Source organism: Magnetovibrio sp. (genome assembly GCF_036568125.1).
Taxonomy (GTDB): Bacteria; Pseudomonadota; Alphaproteobacteria; order Rhodospirillales; family Magnetovibrionaceae; genus Magnetovibrio.
This window is the reverse complement of sequence record NZ_DATCTF010000008.1, coordinates 30,089-49,937: the sequence shown is the minus strand read 5'-3', so window position 1 is coordinate 49,937 and position 19,849 is coordinate 30,089. Positions and strand designations below refer to the sequence as shown.

At 58.3% G+C, this 19,849-nt stretch carries 17 protein-coding genes; 11 read left to right on the top strand and 6 right to left on the bottom strand.

What is annotated here, in order from left to right:
* Positions 1-13 precede the first annotated feature (13 nt).
* The 5 genes from ccoG to ccoN all read right to left on the bottom strand — a co-directional run bounded on the left by ccoG (position 14) and on the right by ccoN (position 4,883).
* Complete coding sequence (gene ccoG / locus VIN96_RS04300) at positions 14-1,462, bottom strand: cytochrome c oxidase accessory protein CcoG (RefSeq protein WP_331894207.1); 1,449 nt, start codon at positions 1,460-1,462, stop codon at positions 14-16.
* A 157-nt stretch (positions 1,463-1,619) separates the two neighbouring features.
* The gene (gene ccoP, locus VIN96_RS04295; RefSeq protein WP_331894206.1) at positions 1,620-2,486 is read right to left on the bottom strand and encodes a cytochrome-c oxidase, cbb3-type subunit III; all 867 of its coding nucleotides are present in this window, start codon (positions 2,484-2,486) and stop codon (positions 1,620-1,622) included.
* Positions 2,479-2,658 carry a cbb3-type cytochrome c oxidase subunit 3 gene (locus VIN96_RS04290; protein ID WP_331894205.1) on the bottom strand — a complete coding sequence of 60 codons (180 nt, stop codon included), beginning with the start codon at positions 2,656-2,658 and terminating at the stop codon, positions 2,479-2,481. Before VIN96_RS04290 ends, ccoP begins: the two co-directional genes overlap by 8 nt.
* A 2-nt stretch (positions 2,659-2,660) precedes the next feature.
* Positions 2,661-3,380 carry a cytochrome-c oxidase, cbb3-type subunit II gene (gene ccoO / locus VIN96_RS04285; protein WP_331894204.1) on the bottom strand — a complete coding sequence of 240 codons (720 nt, stop codon included), beginning with the start codon at positions 3,378-3,380 and terminating at the stop codon, positions 2,661-2,663.
* A gap of 15 nt (positions 3,381-3,395) precedes the next feature.
* Positions 3,396-4,883 (bottom strand): cytochrome-c oxidase, cbb3-type subunit I, encoded by a 1,488-nt coding sequence (gene ccoN, locus VIN96_RS04280; RefSeq protein ID WP_331894203.1) that lies wholly within the window; start codon positions 4,881-4,883, stop codon positions 3,396-3,398.
* A 301-nt stretch (positions 4,884-5,184) separates the two neighbouring features.
* Here ccoN and VIN96_RS04275 point away from each other — a divergent pair, with 301 nt between their 5' ends.
* From VIN96_RS04275 to mutL, 11 genes are all read left to right on the top strand, one after another.
* Positions 5,185-5,964 (top strand): sulfite exporter TauE/SafE family protein, encoded by a 780-nt coding sequence (locus VIN96_RS04275; RefSeq protein WP_331894202.1) that lies wholly within the window; start codon positions 5,185-5,187, stop codon positions 5,962-5,964.
* A gap of 27 nt (positions 5,965-5,991) precedes the next feature.
* Entirely contained in the window at positions 5,992-6,399 is a 408-nt protein-coding gene (locus tag VIN96_RS04270) for a hypothetical protein (protein WP_331894201.1), read from the top strand.
* A gap of 78 nt (positions 6,400-6,477) precedes the next feature.
* On the top strand, positions 6,478-6,939 hold the full coding sequence (locus tag VIN96_RS04265) for a MaoC family dehydratase (protein WP_331894200.1): 462 nt from the start codon (positions 6,478-6,480) through the stop codon (positions 6,937-6,939).
* Positions 6,940-7,026: 87 nt separating this feature from the next.
* A complete protein-coding gene (locus tag VIN96_RS04260; protein ID WP_331894199.1) occupies positions 7,027-7,974 on the top strand; it encodes a bifunctional riboflavin kinase/FAD synthetase in 948 nt (315 codons plus the stop codon).
* A 53-nt stretch (positions 7,975-8,027) separates the two neighbouring features.
* Entirely contained in the window at positions 8,028-10,865 is a 2,838-nt protein-coding gene (gene ileS, locus VIN96_RS04255) for an isoleucine--tRNA ligase (RefSeq protein WP_331894198.1), read from the top strand.
* Positions 10,862-11,422: a signal peptidase II gene (lspA, locus tag VIN96_RS04250; RefSeq protein WP_331894197.1), complete on the top strand. Its 561-nt coding sequence runs from the start codon at positions 10,862-10,864 to the stop codon at positions 11,420-11,422. Before ileS ends, lspA begins: the two co-directional genes overlap by 4 nt.
* The gene (locus VIN96_RS04245; protein WP_331894196.1) at positions 11,409-11,972 is read left to right on the top strand and encodes a DUF3035 domain-containing protein; all 564 of its coding nucleotides are present in this window, start codon (positions 11,409-11,411) and stop codon (positions 11,970-11,972) included. Before lspA ends, VIN96_RS04245 begins: the two co-directional genes overlap by 14 nt.
* 144 nt (positions 11,973-12,116) lie before the next feature.
* Complete coding sequence (locus VIN96_RS04240; protein ID WP_331894195.1) at positions 12,117-13,490, top strand: pitrilysin family protein; 1,374 nt, start codon at positions 12,117-12,119, stop codon at positions 13,488-13,490.
* A complete protein-coding gene (locus VIN96_RS04235; protein WP_331894194.1) occupies positions 13,487-14,797 on the top strand; it encodes a pitrilysin family protein in 1,311 nt (436 codons plus the stop codon). The genes VIN96_RS04240 and VIN96_RS04235 overlap by 4 nt, the downstream gene beginning before the upstream one ends.
* 74 nt (positions 14,798-14,871) lie before the next feature.
* A complete protein-coding gene (locus tag VIN96_RS04230) occupies positions 14,872-16,179 on the top strand; it encodes a glucose-6-phosphate isomerase (RefSeq protein WP_331894193.1) in 1,308 nt (435 codons plus the stop codon).
* A gap of 2 nt (positions 16,180-16,181) precedes the next feature.
* Positions 16,182-17,987, top strand: a complete 1,806-nt coding sequence (mutL, locus tag VIN96_RS04225) for a DNA mismatch repair endonuclease MutL (protein WP_331894192.1) — start codon at positions 16,182-16,184, stop codon at positions 17,985-17,987.
* On the opposite strand, the gene VIN96_RS04220 is transcribed toward mutL, so the two are convergent.
* Positions 17,984-19,843: a sensor histidine kinase gene (locus VIN96_RS04220; protein ID WP_331894191.1), complete on the bottom strand. Its 1,860-nt coding sequence runs from the start codon at positions 19,841-19,843 to the stop codon at positions 17,984-17,986. The two genes, mutL and VIN96_RS04220, sit on opposite strands and share 4 nt — an antisense overlap.
* Positions 19,844-19,849: the final 6 nt, after the last annotated feature.

Here is a 19,849-nt window from a genome sequence, read left to right as displayed (position 1 = left end):
TCGTCATTATGCCTTACCTCACAGGGCCGGCGAAACGAGAATCGTAATCGATTTCTTCGCCGGTTTCGGTGTTGGTGAGTACGAATTCCATATCCTCGAATTGATCATCCAAAGAGCTCAAAGGCGCACGGACGAAGATACGATACGTCGCGACCGAGTCCGGGGCGACGCTCAAGGTAACGGAATCAACCGGGTCTTTCGCCAAGCCGATCACCGTCATTTGCGCACCGTCCAGGCCGTCGACCGACAGCGTGAAGGATTGCGGGACGTTGATCATGTTCAGCAGCTTGAAGGTGTAGCCGTTGCGGATCGCACCGTCGGACAACTGCACGAACAACGGTGAACGGTCGCGTTGCACGTTGATTTCCAATTCGGTGCGGTTCAGCAGGCCGAAGGTCATCAGCGCGATGACGGCGGACAACAACAACGCATATGCGATGGTGCGCTTGCGGATGAGGCGCTTTTTCGGTGTTTCGCCACGTTCACGGGCCATCTGGTTGGACACGGAATCGTAGGTGATCAGGTCGCCCGGGCGGCCCAGCTTGCTCATGATCGAATTACAGGCGTCGACGCACAGTGCGCAACCGATACACTGGAATTGATCGCCTTCGCGAATGTCGACGCCGGTGGGGCAGACATTGACGCACAAGTTGCAGTCGACGCAATCGCCCAGCGCGGGAGCGTTGGGGTTGGTGTTCTTGGCCTTACCGCGGGGTTCACCGCGCCAGGCTTCATAGGTCACGATTAGGCTGTGCTCGTCGAACATCGCGCCTTGGAAGCGCGGCCACGGACACATGTAGATGCAAACCTGTTCACGCGCAAAACCGGCCAGCAGATACGTGGTGCTGGCGAACAGCAGGGTGAAGCCGTATTCAGCCAGCGAGCCTTGTCCGGTCAGCAGGTTGGTCGCGGTGGTCGGGGCGTCGTTGAAAAAGAAGATCCAGCCCGCGCCGGTGAGCAGCGAAAAGGCGATCCAGATGATTTGCTTGAGGCTCTTGCGCCAAATTTTATTGAACGTCCAAGGCGCTTGATCGAACTTTATGCGCTTGTTGCGGTCGCCTTCGAGTTTGCTCTCGACCCACACGAACAAGTCGGTCCACACCGTTTGCCAGCACGTAAAACCGCACCACACGCGTCCGGCCATGGCGGTAGCCAAAAACAAACCCACGGCGGCGAGCACCAAGATGCCGGTCAGGTAATAGATTTCCTGCGGCCACATTTCGATGTTGAAGAAATACACCCGTCGCAACGTCATCGACGCCATGATCGCTTGATCCGGTTGGCCTTCGCCACGGTCCCAGCGGATCCACGGCGCGAGGAAATAAAACGCCATGATCGCGGAGGTCACTTTCCATTTCAAAGAACGGAAATGGCCTTTGATTTTCTGCGGATAGATTTTCTTGTGCGTTTCGTACAAAGAAGGCGTTTGCGGCACGTGGTGTTCTGTCGGGGTGTTGCTCATGGGGGCCTCGTACTCTCGAATCCTTGGTTTCGAATTCTTGCAGTCGGTTTAGATCGCTTCTTATTTGTGGAGAGAGTTGAAAGAAAGGGGGAGGCCCGGTTGGCCGGAACTCCCCCTCGCATTTTATTCTTAGTGCGGGCGGGCCCGCAGCTAAGTGTTATTCACCGCCACCCAGCGCGTCGTGGACATAAATGGCCACTTGCTTGATGGACACGTCGTCCAGACGGCCTTCCCAGGTCGGCATGATGCCATGCTTGGGCTTGGAAATCTGGCTGACGAGGGCTTCGTGGGTGTTTCCATAAAGCCACAGACCGTCGTTCAGCTTCGGTGCGCCGAAGTCGCGTCCACCGTCGCCGGTTTCGCCGTGACAGGCTGCGCAATCGTTGGCAAAGACCTCGGCGCCACGCGTGGCGGCAGCGCTGTCTTTGGACTGGTTGCTGAACGAAAGCACGTATTCGGCAACGTCGGAAATTTGAGCGGGGCTCAAATAATCCTCGCTGAACACGGGCATTTCGCTGACGCGTGTGTCCTCGTGGGTCGAACGGACACCGTAACGTACGGTGGTTTCGATGGCCTCGAGCGAACCGCCCCACAGCCAATCGTCATCCGCCAGCACCGGGTATCCCGGTGCGCCACGACCTTGCGAACCGTGACACGGTGCGCAGTTGTCGGCAAAGATCACCTTGCCGCCAGCCATGGCGAACTCACGCAGTTGGCTATCCTTGACGATCTCGGTGATCGGCAGGGCGGCAAACTGTTTGGTCCACTTGGAGCGGGCCTGATCGCGAGCCTGAAGGTCATTGGTCAGGTCAACGCGGGACGAATAGTTCAGCGTGCCTTTCCAATAATTGTTCAGGGTCGGCCAGGATGGGTACAACACCCACCACACGGCGGAGAACAGGATGGTTGCATAGAAGGTCCACAGCCACCAACGCGGCATCGGCGTGTTCAGCTCTTTAATGCCATCCCACTCGTGTCCGGTGGTATCGGTACCGCTGACTTCATCTCTTTCGATGTTAGCCATGAGACTGACCTCCGTTTTCACCATTTCCGTTCTTGAAGATAATCATGGCGTCGTCCTCGAAGCGCTTCTTGTTGCTGGGACGAAACGCCCAGAACACGATGCTGGAGAACAGCAGCACAAGCCACACGACCCATGCCTGACGCGCCAGTTCCGATATGGTTTGAAGATCCATCGTTACCTCCCATCCGGGCTGGTTTGGTAGGACTTGGTGTCCACCAGGGTGCCCAACATTTGGAGATAAGCGACGATCGCATCCATCTCGGTCAATTGCGACGGGTTACCGTCAAAGTCGCCAAGGACGGCTTTGGGGTAACGCGCCATGACGGCGTCGCCATCACCCATTTCAGGGTTGGCCTGGGCTGTCAGATCGGCTTGTGCATTGCTGATCTGATCGTCCGTATAGGGAACGCCGACAACACGCAGCGTTTCCAGTTCCCCTGCGATTTTCGCAGCGGACAACGGGCGTTCAGCCAAGAACGAATAGCCCGGCATGATCGATTCCGGCACAACGGAGCGCGGATTGATCAAGTGAGCCACGTGCCAGTCGTTGGTGTACTTGCCGCCAACGCGAGCAAGATCCGGACCGGTACGCTTGGAACCCCATTGGAACGGATGGTCGAACATGCTTTCGGCCGCCAAGGAATAGTGGCCATAGCGTTCCACCTCGTCACGGAAGGGACGGATCATCTGGCTGTGGCAAAGGTAGCAACCTTCACGGACGTAGATGTTCCGACCCGCCAGTTCCAACGGTGTGTAGGGGCGCATGCCGTCCACTTTTTCGATGGTGGTTTCCATCGTGTAAAGCGGTACCAACTGCACCAGTGCGCCGATGGAGATGGTGATGATGGTCACGATCGCCAGGAGAACGACATTACGTTCAAGCATTGCTTGCATGGTATCAATCCTCCCTTATTCGGCTGCCGGAGCGGCTTGCGTGTTATCGAGGCCGATTGGGGCTTCGTCACGAAGGTCGCCACGGGCAGTGCGCCACAGGTTGTAGATCATCAGCACGGCGCCGAGAACGAACAGCAGTCCGCCCGTTGCACGGATGATGTAGTACGGGTGCATGGCTTCTACCGTCTCGATGAACGAGTACTGCAAGAAACCAAGGCTGTCGTACGTGCGCCACATTAGGCCCTGCATGATGCCGGAAACCCACATGGAAGCGATGTACAGCACGATCCCGATCGTAGAGATCCAGAAGTGCGTGTTCACCAGACGCAGAGAGTACAGACGTTCACGGTTCCACAGCTTCGGTACCAAGAAGTACAGAACGCCGAAGGACACCAGGGCGTTCCAACCCAAAGCGCCAGCATGCACGTGACCAACGGTCCAGTCCGTGTAGTGGCTGAGAGAGTTCACAGCCTTGATCGACATCAACGGCCCTTCGAAGGTGGACATGCCGTAGAAGCCGATGGACGCGACCATGAAACGCAGGACCGGGTCGGTGCGCAGCTTGTGCCATGCGCCGGACAGGGTCATCACGCCGTTGATCATACCACCCCAGGACGGCATCCACAGCATGATCGAGAAGGTCATGCCCAGTGTTTGCAGCCAATCGGGCAGCGCGGTGTAATGCAAGTGGTGCGGACCGGCCCAGATGTACAGGAAGGTCAGGCCCCAGAAGTGAACCACGCTCAAACGATACGAGTACACCGGACGTTCGGCTTGTTTCGGCACGAAGTAGTACATCATGCCCAAGAAGCCGGCTGTCAGGAAGAACCCGACCGCGTTGTGGCCGTACCACCACTGAGTCATGGCGTCTTGAACACCGGCCCAGACGATGTAGCTTTTCGTGAATTCCCCACCGAACAGAACTGCGGGGACCGAGGCGTTATTGCCCAAGTGCAGAACGGCAATGGTGAGAATGAAAGCCAGATAGAACCAGTTGGCCACATAAATGTGCGGTTCATTGCGCTTGACGATGGTACCGCCGAAGGCGATCAGATAGGCCACCCAAACGATGGTGAGCCACAGATCGACGTACCATTCCGGTTCGGCGTACTCTTTGCCCTGGGTGATGCCCAGAAGATAACCGGTCGCCGCCAAAACGATAAACAGCTGATAGCCCCAGAAGATGAAGCTGCCCAAGCCATTGCCGCCGAACAATGAGGCGCGGCAAGTGCGCTGCACGACATAAAAGGACGAACCAAGAAGAATGTTGCCGCCGAAGGCGAAGATCACCGCCGACGTGTGAAGCGGACGCAAACGTCCGAATGAAGTCCATTCCAGGTCCAAATTCAGAACCGGGAAGGCCAATTGCCAAGCGATATAATCGCCTGCCAAGAAACCAGCTAAGCCCCAGAACGCTGCTGCGATCACGAATTTCTTAATCAGATCATCGTAATACTCAGGCGTGCTGGAACTCGCCGTATTCGCGAGGGATGCTGAAGACATCTCTGGCTCCCAACCTTGTTATCGTTAACCGAGGGATGAGCAGTTGAATTGAGTTATGCGTAACATGCCCACCTGCCTCAGGAGTGAAACGGGCTCCCTAAAGCCAATGAGGACCGAAAACGGGGATCCTCGAACGTTGAGATTTAAACACTTATTTTCTGTTTAATGCAACGTCAAATTAGTCCAATCTAATTTAGTCGGCGCGTTATCGTAGAATTTTCTTTCACTTAACGTGCTGATCTAATTAGAATTATTTTCGTTCTCAATAAAAATCCTTACAGAACAAAGGGGTAAAGGCGGCATGGATCAAGGCGCATTTTTGGATAGCTTGCTCGCCGTGGGGGTGGCGCAGTGCAATGCCGCGATCGATGGTTCGGAAGGATTGTTGTTTGCGTTGTTCTTGGCCGGATTCGCTGGCGGCGCGACGCACTGCATTGGCATGTGTGGACCATTCGTCATTTCCCAGGTTCAGGCGCGCCTGGAGGCGGTGAGCGCTCAAAACATGAGCGAACTCAAGCGTCTGACGGGGGGTGCCCTGGTGCCGTATCACCTGGGGCGCGGCACCACGTATATGGTTTTGGGTGGGGTTGCGGCGTTGGCGTCCAAGCAATTGTTGAAGGTTCCGGCGCTCAACTGGATCGCGGCGGCATTGCTGGTTGTGGCGGCGTTGTTCTTTCTCGGTTACGCCTTGCGCGGCCTGGGGGTGACCTTGCCGGGCACCCAAGGCATCGATGCGGGCGGTGGCGAGGGCACCTTGGCGCGTTCTTGGGGCAAGCTCATCAGACCCTTGTTTGTCCATCCGGTTGGGTTTCGTGGGTATGGTTTGGGCGTGGCGTTGGGCTTCATACCGTGCGGTCTGGTGTATGGCGCGCTGGCGGCAGCGGCGGCCAGCGGCGAATGGCTGACCGGGGTGTTCGGTATGTTGGCGTTCTGGATCGGCACCGTTCCGGCCTTGCTGGGGTTGGGTTTGGCCGGGGGGGCCTTGTTGGGTCGTTGGCCGGATATCGCGCGCCAAGCCGCGCCGGTGCTGCTGATCGTCAACGGTGGGTTTCTGTTCTATTTGGCGTGGCAGTTGCTCTAAACTGCAGCCGCACATTGATGAGGGCTCATGGCGACTCGCGCGAAAACCTGGGGTGATTTCAAACGCTGGTGTGAAAAGCGCGGTTTGAAACCGCTGCCCGCCCATCCGTGGACCATTGCCGCCTATTTGCGTTGGGTCGAGCGACGGCACGATGCCGCGATGGCGCGCGAGGCACTCAACGTGATCTCACGGGAACACTTATTTAAGTCCGCCCGGGTGCCGGGACGCCATCCCACGGTGCAAAGTACCCTGGCGCTGATCGAACGTCGGGCACAAACCCGCGGGCTGCAATCGAATTTGTTCGACGACAACCCCTTGAGCCCCGTGCCGCAGGCGGCCCCACCCGAACCCGAGGAAGAGACGGAGGACAGGGACAAAAGCAAGCGCCGCGCGTTGGCGTCGAGCCCGCGTTTGGTGCGCCGCCGCACCCGTTGAGTTGGGATTGCCTCGCATATGCGAAAGCGCTACGCTGCATCGCAACAAAAACACGCACATCAATCCAGGGAGCATCCAATGAGCGGCGACATCATCACCGAAGCGGCCGGTTCGGCACCGGGCAACGCCTATTATTTCGACGAATTGAAAATCGGTCAAAAAGCCGGCTACACCCGCGAAGTCACGGACGCCGACATTCAGATCTTCGCTCAGGTGTCGGGCGACAACAATCCGGTGCACCTCGATCCCGAGTTCGCCGCCGCCCACACCCCGTTCGGCGGCTGCATCGCCCACGGTATTTTGTCGGCGAGCTATATTTCCACGGTGGTCGGCACCATCTTGCCGGGGGCGGGTTCGATCTACGTCAACCAAAGCCTCAAATTTCGTGCCCCGGTGCGCGCCGGGGATGTGGTCGAAACCGAAGTGGAGATCACCGACCTGATCGAAAAGCGCGGTTTCGTCCAGCTTTCGACCAAATGCATGGTTGACGGTAAGGTCGTTCTTGAAGGTGAAGCAACCATGATGGCCCCCAAACGCTGAGCTTTTGTCTCTCCGGGGCCGACAATAACGCGTCCGTCTTGTGATTTCCCTTGACCCAAGGCGGACGCGGCGGCACTTTTCGCCCCCATGCGGATATTTAGACACTATACCGATTTGCCTGAAGACGCCCGCGGCTGCGTGGTCGCCATCGGGAACTTCGACGGTATTCACAAAGGCCACCAAGTTGTCATCAACGAGGCCGGTTTCATTGCGCGCGCCACAGGCAAACCGTGGGCTGTGATGTCGTTCGAGCCGCACCCCGATGCACTGTTCAAGCCCGATTGCGAACCGTTCCGCCTATCGACCATGCGCACCAAGGCGCACATGATCGAACAACTGGGCGTCGACGAACTGCTGGTTCAGCATTTCGATTTCGCGTTTGCCGGACTGACTGCCCAAGCTTTCGTCGAAGAAGTCCTGGTCAAAGGCCTGGGCGCGAGCCATGTGGTGGCGGGATACGATTTTCAGTTCGGCCAAAAGCGCCAGGGCAATTGCGATACCCTCTTGCACCTGGGACGCGACATAGGCTTTGGCTTTACCGCGGTGCCCAAGGTCGTCGACGAAGACGGCATCGTTTATTCGTCCACCCGTGTGCGCGATTGCCTGAAAGCCGGCGATACGCGCGGCGCCGCTCATGTTTTGGGCCGCCCGTTCGAGCTGGAAGGACGCATCGAGCACGGCGATCAGCGCGGCCGTCAGTTGGGCTTCCCGACCGCCAATCTACACTTGGGCGATTTTTTACGCCCGGCGTTGGGTGTATACGCCGTGCGCGCCGGTGTCGACGAAGGCAGCGGAACCCGTTGGCTGAACGGTGTCTGCAACGTCGGCAAACGCCCCACCTTCGACAAAGGCGACGATGTCGTGTTGGAAGCGCACCTGTTCGATTTCGACGGCGATCTATATGGCAAGCACCTGCGCGTGCAGATGATTGAACGTCTGCGCGAAGAGCGCAAATTCGACGGCTTGGACGCCATCAAGACGCAAATCGCCATCGATTGCGAGAAAGCTAGAGAAATCCTCTCAAAAGAAGGCTAAAACAGAGCCTTCGTTCGCCCCCATGCATCGCCACAGACCGATAAGCTGAGACCATGAGCACGGACTACAAAAACACAGTCTTTCTTCCCCAAACCGATTTCCCGATGCGTGCGGGCTTACCCAAACGCGAGCCGGAAACCCTCAAACGCTGGGCAGAAATCGATTTGTACGCGCTGAGCCGCAAAGCCGGGGAAGGGCGCGAAAAGTTCGTCCTGCACGATGGTCCGCCCTATGCCAACGGCCACCTGCACATCGGTCACGCGCTCAACAAGATCCTCAAGGACGTCATCGTCCGTTCGCAACAGATGATGGGCAAGGATTCCAACTACGTGCCCGGCTGGGACTGTCACGGTCTGCCGATCGAGTGGAAAATCGAAGAAAAGTACCGCGCCGAAGGCAAGGATAAAGACCAAGTCGACGTGGTCGAATTTCGCAAGGAATGCCGCGAATTCGCTGCCCATTGGATCGACGTGCAGCGCGAAGAGTTCCAGCGTTTGGGCTTGATCGGCAATTGGGACAATCCTTACGCGACCATGACCTTCGAGGCCGAGGCGCACATCGTCGCCGAACTCGGCAAGTTTTTGATGAGCGGCGCGCTGTACAAAGGCGCCAAGCCGGTGATGTGGTCGGTGGTGGAAAAGACCGCCTTGGCCGAAGCCGAGGTCGAATACCACGACCATTCTTCGCAAACCCTGCACGTGCGGTTCCCGGTGGCCCAGGCGCCGATCGCCGAAATGCACGGCGCGTCGGTGGTTATCTGGACCACCACGCCATGGACCATCCCCGCCAACCGCGCGGTTGCGTACGGCGAGTTCGATTACGGCGTCTATGAAGTCAAAGGCGTCACGGATGACAGCCTCGCCGTGGTCGGCGAAAAACTGATCGTCGCCGAAGGCTTGGCCGAACAGGTTGCCGAAGACGCCGGCATCACCGCGTGGGATAAGATCGCTTCCCACCACGGCCTGGAGGGGGTGGTGTGCAAACACCCGTTCCACGGTCATGGATACGAGTTCGAGGTGCGCGCGCTGAAAGGCCACTTCGTGACCTTGGAAGCCGGTACCGGCATCGTGCATATAGCCCCCGGCCACGGCGCGGACGACTGGGAACTGGGCGTTAAAAACGGCGTGCCGGTGCCCGACACCGTCAACGGCGATGGCACCTACACGGCCCAGGTGCCGATGTTCGAAGGCCTGCCGGTGTTGATCTTCGACGAAAAGAAAAAGAAAACCCGTTTCCCGGCCAACAAGGCGGTGGCGGACAAACTGCAAGAACTGGGCGGGCTGTTGGCCACGCACCGGATCGAGCACAGCTATCCGCATTCGTGGCGATCGAAAGCTCCGGTGATCTTCCGAAACACCCCGCAGTGGTTCATTTCGATGGAAAAAACGGGCCTGCGCGAAGCCGCGATGAAGGCCATCGACGACACCCGCTTCGTGCCCGCCAAGGGCCGCGCACGTCTGGAATCGATGGTTGCCGACCGCCCCGACTGGTGCGTGTCGCGCCAACGCGCCTGGGGCGTGCCGATCGCGGTGTTCGTCAACAAAACCACCGGCGAGCCGTTGCGCGACCAAGCGGTCATGGACCGCATCATTCAGGCCTTCAAGGAAGAAGGCGCGGACGCGTGGTTCGCCCGCGACGCGCAGGAGTTCCTCGGTGCCGACTACAATGCCGCCGATTTCGATCAAGTGACGGACATTCTCGACGTGTGGTTCGATTCCGGCTGTACCCATACATTCGTGCTGGAAGCCCGCGATGATCTGAAGTGGCCCGCGGATTTGTACCTCGAAGGGTCCGACCAGCATCGCGGCTGGTTCCAAAGCTCGCTTTTGGAAAGCTGCGGCACCCGTGGGCGCGCACCCTACGATACGGTGTTGACGCACGGTTTCTTGCTCAACCAAGACGGCCACAAGATGTCCAAGTCCTTGGGCAACGACATCCCGCCCGAACAGATCATCGGCGAATACGGCGCCGATATCCTGCGTTTGTGGGTGGTGGGCTCCGATTATTCGGAAGACCTGCGCATCGGTCCCGACATCATCAAGAGCCACGCCGACGTTTATCGCCGCTTGCGCAACACCTTGCGCTACCTGCTCGGCAACCTCGACGGCTTTGAAGAAAGCGAACGTCTGAACTTCGCGCAAATGCCCGAATTGGAACGTTGGGTTCTGCACCGTCTGTGGGAAATGGACAAAAAAGTCCGCACCGCGTGCGACGACTTCCACTTTCATTCTCTGTTCAGCGAGCTCAACAATTTCTGTTCCATCGAACTGAGCGCGTATTATTTCGACATCCGCAAGGACACGCTGTACTGCGAACGCCCCGACAGCACCTTGCGTCGCGCCACCCGAACAGTGCTGGATGAGATCTTCAATTGCTTGAGCGCATGGCTGGCACCGTTCATCTGCTTCACCGCGGAAGAGGCATGGCTGTCGCGCTTCCCCGATGACACCAGTGTGCACCTGCGCCTGTTCCCGGACGTTCCCGACAATTGGCGCGACGACGCCTTGGCGCAAAAGTGGGCCAAAGTCCGCGAACTGCGCCGGGTGGTCACCGGCGCGCTGGAAATCGAACGTGCGGAAAAACGCATCGGCTCCAGCTTGCAGGCCGCACCCAAGGTTTACGCCTCGGCGGATTACATACAAGCGATGCAAGGCGTCGATCTGGCGGAAATCAGCATCACCTCGGGCGCCGAGCTGATCGAAGGGGACGCGCCGGACGGCGCGTTCACGGTCGACGGTATCGTCGGGGTCGGCGTGGTACCGAACGCGGCGGAGGGCGAAAAGTGCGAACGCTGCTGGAAGGTCTGCGATGACATCGGCGTCGATGCGGCCCATCCGACGGTGTGCGGGCGCTGCGCCGACGCGGTCGAGCACGCGGGAGCCGCTGAATGAGCGGTGAAATCACCGACCATCGCGCGGCCCGGCAGGTCGGTTGGGGCTTGGCCGTGGCAATATTGATTGCGGATCAAATCAGCAAGTGGCTGATATTGGGTCTGTTTTCGGACGCTACGCGTCCGTATTTCGAGATCACGCCGTTCTTCAACATCGTATTGGCGTGGAATCGGGGCATCAGTTTCGGCATGTTCGGTAACGCCGGCGAGCACGGCGATACGATTTTGATCGTGCTGACGTTGGCCATCGCGGTGGGGCTGAGCGTGTGGTTGACACGGGCCGAAAGCCGCCTCAGCGCCTTGGCTCTGGGCTCGATCATCGGCGGCGCCGTCGGCAACGTCATCGACCGTTTTCGCTTCGGCGCGGTGACGGACTTTCTCGACCTGCATGTTTTGGGGTATCATTGGCCGGCATTCAACGTCGCCGACAGCGCCATCGTCATCGGCGCAGCGATGTTGATGTGGGAATCCTTGTTTCTCGGCAGCGAAAGCCCTACAAATAAGGATGCAAAGCACACAAATGGTGAAAAATCACCGGGAACAGATGAAACACATTAAGCTCATTGCACTTGGCGTTGTCGCCGCCGTCGCCCTTACGGGCTGTGACGGCGCGCGCAAAGCGTTGACCCAAACCAAGGCCGCGCCGGACGAATTTTCGGTCTACACCCGTGCGCCGTTGACCTTGCCGCCCGATTACGGTTTGCGTCCGCCGTCCGAAGCCGAGGCCGAGGCCCGCAAAGACGACAATCCGCAAGACATCGCCAAGCGTGTGATGCTGAGCGGACGTGAGACTCAGGCGGCACCGATTCAGGCTTCGACGCCCGGCACCACCGCGCTGTTGGCGCGCGCCGGGGCGCAAAATGCGGAACCCGATATTCGTCAAATCGTGAATCGGGAAACGTCGGTGTTCGCCGAAGAAGATCAGAATTTCATGGAATCGCTGATGTTCGAGCCTGATCCCGGCCATGTCGTCGAACCGAAGCAGGAACTGCAACGCATCCAGGAAAACCAAGCATTGGGCAAACCAGTCAACGATGGCGAAACCCCGGTTGTCGAAAAGAAATCCAAGGCACCACTTGAGGGGCTGTTCGACGGTTGGTTCAAATAAGCTGCATCGATTGAAAAAAGGGCTGGATCTTCCGGCCCTTTTTATTTCCTTTTTTTGCCGCAATTTTTATCTAAAAAACCATATTAGAAATGATCGCGCGCATCAGCGTGTGGGCAAATGTGACCGGGCATGAATTGGGGTCCTATGACAAAAATCGCAAAACGTTTTTGTGCCGCCGTTGCCGTGATCGTGATGATGTGGGGCGGCCAAGCCCTCTGGGCGAGCGAGGCCTGGGCAGGGGTGTTCAATCCCGAAACGTTTACGCTGGATAACGGCATGCAGGTGGTGGTGCTGCCCAACCACCGCGCCCCGGTGGTGTTGCACATGGTGTGGTACAAGGCCGGTTCCGCCGATGAGCCCGAGGGCAAATCCGGCGTGGCGCATCTGTTGGAACATTTGATGTTCAAAGGCACGCCCAAGCATCCCAACGGCGAATTTTCCAAGATTTTGGCCCAACATGGCGGCCAGGAAAATGCGTTCACCAGCCTAGATTACACCGGTTATCACCAGACCGTCGCCAGCGACCGTTTGGAAATGGTGATGGAGCTAGAAGCCGACCGCATGACCAACTTGGTTCTGAGTCCCGAAGACGTCGCCACCGAGCGCGCAGTGGTGCTGGAAGAGCGCAACCAGCGCATCGAAAACAAACCCAGCGCCCGTCTGCGCGAGGAAGCCAATCAGAAATTTTTCCCTGATAACCATCCCTATGGCCGCCCGATCATCGGGTGGCGTCCCGAGCTGGCGGCGTTGACGCGCGAAGATGCGCTGGCCTTCTACAAAGACCACTACGCCCCGGATAACGCCATTTTGGTCGTCGCAGGCGATGTCAATGTGGCCGACGTGAAGCGGTTGGCGGAAAAATATTACGGCCCGATTCCGGCACGCGGTGTCGCGGCCCGCACGCCGTTGGTCACCGATGCGCCGATCACAGGCGGTGAAACGGTGTTGCGCGATGCCCGCGTGCGCCAAGCCAGTTGGGCGGAAAACGTTATCCAGCCGTCGCTGAGCAACGGCTCGCCGCGCCGGGTCGCGGCGTTGGAGATTTTGAGCGAACTTCTGGGCGGTGGCGGCACGTCGCGGCTGTACCGGGCGTTGGTGATCGATCAGGCCTTGGCGGTTTCGGCGGGCACCTATTACGACCAGTCCGCCCGAGGCAACGGCCAGTTCGCCTTTTACGCCTCGCCACGTCCGGGCGTGAGTCTCGATGAATTGGCTCAAGCACTGCGAACGGAGACCCGCCGTGTGCTCGACGAGGGCCTCAAACCCGACGAGTTGGCGGCGATCAAAAAGCGCATGATGGCGGATGCAGTCTATTCGCGCGATGCGATGAAAACCGGCGCGTGGACCATCGGCGGCGCGCTGGCGGCAGGCCACAGCATCGAAGACGTCGAACAATGGCCCGAACGCATTCAGGCGGTCACCGAACAAGACGTGCTCGACGCGCTGAAAGCCGTCTTGGACGAGCCACGGCGCATCACCACCAAGCTGCTGCCCAACGGTAATGGAGACGGCGCATGAAAAAGTTGCTTGTCGCGCTGATGATCATTTTCGCGCCGCTGCACGCTTGGGCGGTCGATGTCGAACGCGTCGTCAGCCCCGGTGGGATCGAAGCCTGGTTGGTGCAGGACCATTCCAATCCGGTGGTGTCGATGCGGTTTGCCTTCGACGGCGGTTCGGAACTCGACCCGGTGGGCAAGGCGGGCCTTTCCAATCTGGCCGCCAGCACCATGGACGAAGGGGCGGGCGATCTCGACAGCCAATCGTTTCAACAAATCCTAGCCGACCAGTCGATTACCCTGCGCTTCGATGCCGGACTGGACCGCTTTTCGGGCGAGTTGAAGACACTGTCGGAAAACCTCGACCAGTCGTTCGATCTGCTGCGGTTGTCGCTGAGCCAACCGCGCTTTGATGAAGAACCGGTGGCGCGGTTGAAAAGCCAGATCATCGCAGGCATCCGTGCCGACAGCGAAGACCCGGGCAAACTGGCATATGATTCTTTGTTCGCACATTTTTTCCCCGGTCACGGCTATGCGGTGGATTCCGACGGCACCGTTGAAAGCGTCACGGCCCTTGGATCCGACGATCTGCGATCGTTCGTCAAAACCCGCTTGGGACGGTCCAATTTGATCATCGGCGTGGTTGGCGACATTGACCCTGATCGCCTCGGTCAATTGATCGATCACGCGTTCGGCGCGCTACCGGCAGCGCCGTCCGTCGAACGTGGCGGCGATGTCGCGGTCAACGCCAGCGGGCGTCTCGACGTGATCGAACGTGATATTCCGCAAAGTACCATCGTGTTCGGTCACGGAGCCCTCAAACGCGACGATCCCGATTATTACGCAACCTTGGTGATGAACCACATTCTCGGCGGCGGTTCGTTCACGTCTCGCTTGTACGATGAAGTGCGCGAAAAGCGCGGCTTGGCCTATTCGGTCGGTTCCAGCGTATATCCGCTGGATCATGCCGGACTGATCATCGGCAGCGCCGCCACGGAAAACGCCCGGGTGTCGGAAACCATCGAAGTCATCCGCACCCAATGGGCGCGCATGGCGGCAGGCGATGTCGGCGAGCAAGAGCTCAAGGACGCAAAAACCTACATCACCGGCGCTTTCCCGCTGACCTTTACGTCCACAGGCGCGATTGCCCGGGTTTTGGTGGCGATGCAGCTCAACAAATTGGGTATCGACTACTTGGATAAGCGCAAAACCTATATCGATGCGGTGGACATGGCCGATGTGAAACGGGTGGCGGCTAAATATTTGGCGCCGGACCGTCTCGATATTGTTGTGGTCGGAAAACCCGCAGGCATTGTCCCCAGCCGCTAACGTGGTAATCTGGGGGCCGATTCCGCGTCTTTCTGGCGCGGCGTGGGGAATGCCTTTGGGAATGTTGGGCCTTTATGCTCTATCGTCAAATTATCCAAACCTGTTTTGAAAGCCATGTGGGCGAATATGGGCTTTCGGATGAGCAATTCAGCGAATTTCAAGAACAGACCGGCCCCATCGTCGATGAACTGCGCGCCAATTACAAAAGCGGCGCTCTGCCGCTGTTGCGGCTGCCGGAAGCCACCGACGACATCGCCGACCTAGACGCCACCGCGACGCGCTTTCGCACTCAATTTGACGATGTGGTGGTGTTGGGCACTGGCGGCTCTTCGCTGGGTGGGCAGACCCTTTATGCCTTGGCCGATAGCGGTTTTGGCCCGCGCAAGGGTGGCCCGCGGCTGCATTTCCTCGACAACGTCGACCCCGATACGTTCGAGCTACTGTACGAACAGCTCGAGTTGCGGCGTACCGGCTTTATCGTCATTTCAAAATCCGGCGGTACGGCGGAAACGGTGGCACAGTTCATCGCTTGTCTTGATCGATTGATGATGCTGATCGGCCGCGGCAGCGTGCCCGAACATGCCTTGGTGATCACGGAGCTTGAAAACGCCAACAACCCGCTGCGCTCTTTGGCGCATCGGTTGAGCTTGCCGGTCTTGGCCCACGACCCGAACATCGGCGGGCGCTATTCCGCGTTGAGCTTGGTCGGTTTGTTGCCGGCGATGATCGCGGGATTGGATGCTCACGCGGTGCGCCGTGGCGCGCTGAACGTGCTGAAAGCGACGCTGGAAGGCCCCGATCCGCGTGAAAGCGAACCTGCCGTCGGCGCCGCGATCAAAGTCGCATTTATGAAAAAGAAGGGCATCGCCAACACGGTCTTGATGCCGTACGTCGACCGTCTGGCTAATTTCGGACTGTGGTTTCAACAGCTTTGGGCCGAAAGTCTGGGCAAGAACGGCACCGGATCGACGCCCATTCGCGCTATGGGCACGCGCGACCAGCATAGCCAAATGCAGCTGTATCTGGATGGACCGCGCGACAAGCTGTTCACCTTGATGACGCTGAATGTCGCGGGTGAGGGCGGTTTGATATCCAACGCCTTGGTAAAGGAACCGGAGCTCGCCTACCTGCAACGTCGCCGCATGGGCGATTTGTTGGACGCCGAACAGCGTGCCACGACGGAAACCTTGGTGCGCAATGGCTGTCCGACACGCTTGTTTGAACTGGACCGTTTGGACGAAGAGGTGATGGGCGCGCTGATGATGCATTTCATGCTGGAGACCATCATTTCCGCCGGGCTTTTGGGTGTTAACGCGTTCGACCAGCCCGCCGTCGAAGAGGGCAAGGTCTTGGCGCGCAAGTTCCTGCTCGAAATGGGCTGAACATGACCATTCGCCGTCTGCCTGAAACTCTGGTCAATCAAATCGCCGCCGGCGAAGTGGTGGAGCGTCCGGCCTCCGCCCTCAAGGAACTGGTTGAAAACGCCTTGGACGCCGGGGCGCGCAACATCGATATCCAGTTGCGCGACGGCGGCCGCACCTTGATCAGCGTCACCGACGACGGTCGCGGCATGACGGCGGACGATTTGTGCTTGGCGGTGGAACGTCACGCTACGTCGAAGCTGCCCGACGACGATTTGGTGCACATCAAGTCGTTGGGGTTTCGCGGCGAGGCGCTGCCGTCCATCGGCGCGGTGGCGCGCTTGACTATTACGTCGCGGGTTGAAGGCGGCGACAGCGCATGGACCTTGAGCGTCGAAGGGGGCACGCTCGGCAATGTCCAGCCTGCCGCCCACCCACAAGGCACCCGGGTCGAAATCCGCGATCTATTTTTTGCCACTCCGGCGCGGTTGAAGTTTCTCAAAGAACCGCGCACCGAACTGAGCCACGCCACGGAAATGGTCAAGCGTCTCGCCATGGCTCATCCGGGGGTGGGCTTTACGCTGGCAGACGGCACGCGCACGGTGCTGCGCTATGCGCCCGCCCAGGGCGATTTGTTCACCCAGCGCCTGGATCGTCTCGGCGCGATCATGGGGCGGGAATTTTCCGACAATGCCCTGACGGTCGAAGCCGCACGCGAAGGCGTTCGTCTTACAGGGCACATCGGTCTGCCGACGCTCAACCGCGGCAACGCCCAGCAGCAGTACATGTTCGTCAACGGTCGCCCGGTCAAGGACAAGCTGTTTTTCGGCGCGGTGCGCGGTGCGTATCGCGACTTTCTGGCTCATGACCGCTATCCTTATGTCGCGCTTTATCTGGAAGTTCCGCCCGACCAAGTGGACGTCAACGTTCACCCGGCAAAGACCGAAGTGCGTTTTCGCGATTCAGGTTTGGTGCGCGGTTTGATCGTCAGTGCGCTCAAGCACGCCTTGGCCGATGCCGGGCACCGCGCCTCGACCACGGTGTCTCACGCGGCGCTCGGCGCGGTTCAGCATGGCCAAGGCTTGCATGCCTATCAATCGCGACCGTTTCCCCAAGGCGGCGGTTATCCAACTGCCGGTTTGTCCGACCGTGCCGCGCAGTTTCAAGCGCCATTGCACAATTTCGATATGACCCCTACGGCGCGAAGCGAACAACAGCCGCCCCCCCAAGCCGATACCGTTGTGAGCGACTTCCCGCTCGGCGTGGCGCGCGCGCAGCTGCACGAAACCTACATCGTGGCGCAGACAGCAGACGGTATCGTGGTGGTCGATCAGCACGCCGCGCACGAACGCATCGTGTACGAACGCATGAAGCACGCCCTGGATGAAGGCGGCATCAAACGCCAAGGCTTGCTGTTGCCCGAGGTGGTGGAGCTGGACGAGCCGTCCGCCGCCAGACTCACAAAGCGCCTCGACGAATTGTCGGAGCTTGGCTTGGTGATCGAGCCGTTTGGCGAAGGGGCCGTGGTGGTGCGAGAAACGCCCGCGATGCTCGGCCAGACCGACGTGCAAAAATTGGTCAAGGACCTAGCCGATGACTTGGCTGAATGGGGCGAGGTCTTGTCGCTGCATGAAAAGCTCGCTGACGTCGCCTCGACGATGGCCTGCCATGGTTCGGTGCGCGCCGGTCGGCGACTGAACGCGGATGAAATGAACGCCTTGCTGCGTGAAATGGAAGCCACGCCGCATTCCGGGCAATGCAATCATGGCCGTCCGACCTATGTTGAGCTCAAGCTCAGCGACATCGAAAAATTGTTTGGACGGCGTTAGGGCTGGCGCTCATCCGTCGCAATCGGCAGGGTGAAGAAAAACGTGCTCCCCTGGCCTAAGGTGGAGTCGAAACCTATTTCTCCGCCGTGTTTTTCAACAATGTTTTTACAGATGCTTAAGCCCAACCCTGTGCCTCCTTGGGTGCGTTGGTCCGATGAATCTTCTTGGCTGAAGCGTTCGAAAATGCGCGACTGGAATTCTTTCGAAATGCCCGCACCTTGATCGGTGACCGATATCTTGATCCTGTCGCCGGCTTGGATGGCGGAAACGGTGACGGTGCTATTTCTGGGGGAAAACTTGGCCGCATTGGACAGCAAGTTGGTGAGAACTTGGAGAATGCGGTCTTTATCGCAACGCACAAGCTGGCCCGGTAGTGGATGTTGGATGGTGAAAGTGACCCCCAACTTGTGGGCGTAGCCGAGGTTGGCGTTGACGCCTTCCATCAATAACGTGCCAACGTCCAAATCTCGGAGATTGAATTCCAGCCTTTCGGATTGGAGCTTTTCAAGATCGAGAATATCGCTGACAAGGTTGATCAACCGATCGGCATTGTTGTGGGCAATGACGATCATGTCTTTCATTTTTTTGGGAAGATCTCCCGCGGCTCCGCCCAAAAGCAGAGACAGCGAGCCTTTGATGGATGTCAGGGGGGTGCGCAGTTCGTGGCTGACTGTCGAAATGAATTCATTTTTCGATTTATCCAGCATAATGCGATCCGTGACATCGTGGACGATGCCGAGCATACGCACGGGCTGCCCCATATGATCTCGATACACTTGACCTTTTTCTTGGACGTAGCGCACGTCACCGCTTGGTAGGAGAACGCGATGCTGAAGATCATAAGGTGCACCGTTTGCAACGGCATTGCCAACGGCGGAAATGACTTTTTCACGATCATCGGGATGAATGCATTGGAGAAAGTTTTCGTACGTCGATCCAAAGTCGTCACGTGAACGACCGAAAATACTGTAGATTTCATCGGTCCATTCCAACCCGCCCGTGAGGATGTTCCAGTCCCAAGAACCGACATGGGCGACCTGTTGAGAACGCAGCAGACGTTCAGCTTGTTCGTTGATTGTGATGTAGGCCTGCTCGCGCTGGCGGAGTGTTCGCACCATCAGCCACATGGCCCCCACCCAAAAGAGCACAATTCCCAAGACCTGCACGCCCGCACGGCGGTGAATTTTCCACTCTTGTTCTTCCAAGAAACCGGCTTGAGGCAAAACGAGCGCAATCCATCTGGTGTGTTCGATGGGCAGGGAATGAAACACACGCTGAAGTTCTTCAGGCGAGAGGCGAATATTTGCTTTCAAGATGTCGCGGGCCCCTTGGGCGGTCAACTCGATGAGGTCTTTTTGATCGTTGCGCACCAACACGACGTGATGACCGGGCAACTGAAAGCTGGAAATGATCCGGGTCAATTGGGTGGGCAGGAAACTGACAAACAAGATTGCCTTCTCACCGTTTGAGGTTTGCCAGAGCGTCATCATGTCGAAATGATAGTTTCCACCTTGGGGATGGATGAACGGTTTGTAGTTGCTTGTTTCGGAAAGTTCTCGGTGCTCCTGGCTCTGCCAAAAATTATCGATATCGTTTCGACATACGGGGCCGACGAGTTCACCAAAGTCATCGGGTACGAGTTGGTTGCGCACGCCGCGAAGGGTAAAGGCGAGATAATTGGGAAAATGCTTGCCGATGAGGATGTTGAGTTGCTGCTGAAGCTCTGGGTCCTCGTTTGATGCCAAAAATCGGGAGAGCAGATCACGGTTTTGTTCCGCAAATAACGTCAGCGACCTGGTTCGTTCGGTGACAAAGCGGCCAATGGCATCGGCGACCGAACGGCCCTCGTTTTCCATAAGCTG

Bases quoted from the DNA above. Each gene is read 5' to 3' on its own strand.
- ccoG (WP_331894207.1), bottom strand. From the start codon at position 1,462: ATGAGCAACACCCCGACAGAACACCACGTGCCGCAAACGCCTTCTTTG.
- ccoP (WP_331894206.1), bottom strand. From the start codon at position 2,486: ATGGCTAACATCGAAAGAGATGAAGTCAGCGGTACCGATACCACCGGA.
- VIN96_RS04290 (WP_331894205.1), bottom strand. From the start codon at position 2,658: ATGGATCTTCAAACCATATCGGAACTGGCGCGTCAGGCATGGGTCGTG.
- ccoO (WP_331894204.1), bottom strand. From the start codon at position 3,380: ATGCAAGCAATGCTTGAACGTAATGTCGTTCTCCTGGCGATCGTGACC.
- ccoN (WP_331894203.1), bottom strand. From the start codon at position 4,883: ATGTCTTCAGCATCCCTCGCGAATACGGCGAGTTCCAGCACGCCTGAG.
- VIN96_RS04275 (WP_331894202.1), top strand. From the start codon at position 5,185: ATGGATCAAGGCGCATTTTTGGATAGCTTGCTCGCCGTGGGGGTGGCG.
- VIN96_RS04270 (WP_331894201.1), top strand. From the start codon at position 5,992: ATGGCGACTCGCGCGAAAACCTGGGGTGATTTCAAACGCTGGTGTGAA.
- VIN96_RS04265 (WP_331894200.1), top strand. From the start codon at position 6,478: ATGAGCGGCGACATCATCACCGAAGCGGCCGGTTCGGCACCGGGCAAC.
- VIN96_RS04260 (WP_331894199.1), top strand. From the start codon at position 7,027: ATGCGGATATTTAGACACTATACCGATTTGCCTGAAGACGCCCGCGGC.
- ileS (WP_331894198.1), top strand. From the start codon at position 8,028: ATGAGCACGGACTACAAAAACACAGTCTTTCTTCCCCAAACCGATTTC.
- lspA (WP_331894197.1), top strand. From the start codon at position 10,862: ATGAGCGGTGAAATCACCGACCATCGCGCGGCCCGGCAGGTCGGTTGG.
- VIN96_RS04245 (WP_331894196.1), top strand. From the start codon at position 11,409: ATGAAACACATTAAGCTCATTGCACTTGGCGTTGTCGCCGCCGTCGCC.
- VIN96_RS04240 (WP_331894195.1), top strand. From the start codon at position 12,117: ATGACAAAAATCGCAAAACGTTTTTGTGCCGCCGTTGCCGTGATCGTG.
- VIN96_RS04235 (WP_331894194.1), top strand. From the start codon at position 13,487: ATGAAAAAGTTGCTTGTCGCGCTGATGATCATTTTCGCGCCGCTGCAC.
- VIN96_RS04230 (WP_331894193.1), top strand. From the start codon at position 14,872: ATGCTCTATCGTCAAATTATCCAAACCTGTTTTGAAAGCCATGTGGGC.
- mutL (WP_331894192.1), top strand. From the start codon at position 16,182: ATGACCATTCGCCGTCTGCCTGAAACTCTGGTCAATCAAATCGCCGCC.
- VIN96_RS04220 (WP_331894191.1), bottom strand. From the start codon at position 19,843: ATGGAAAACGAGGGCCGTTCGGTCGCCGATGCCATTGGCCGCTTTGTC.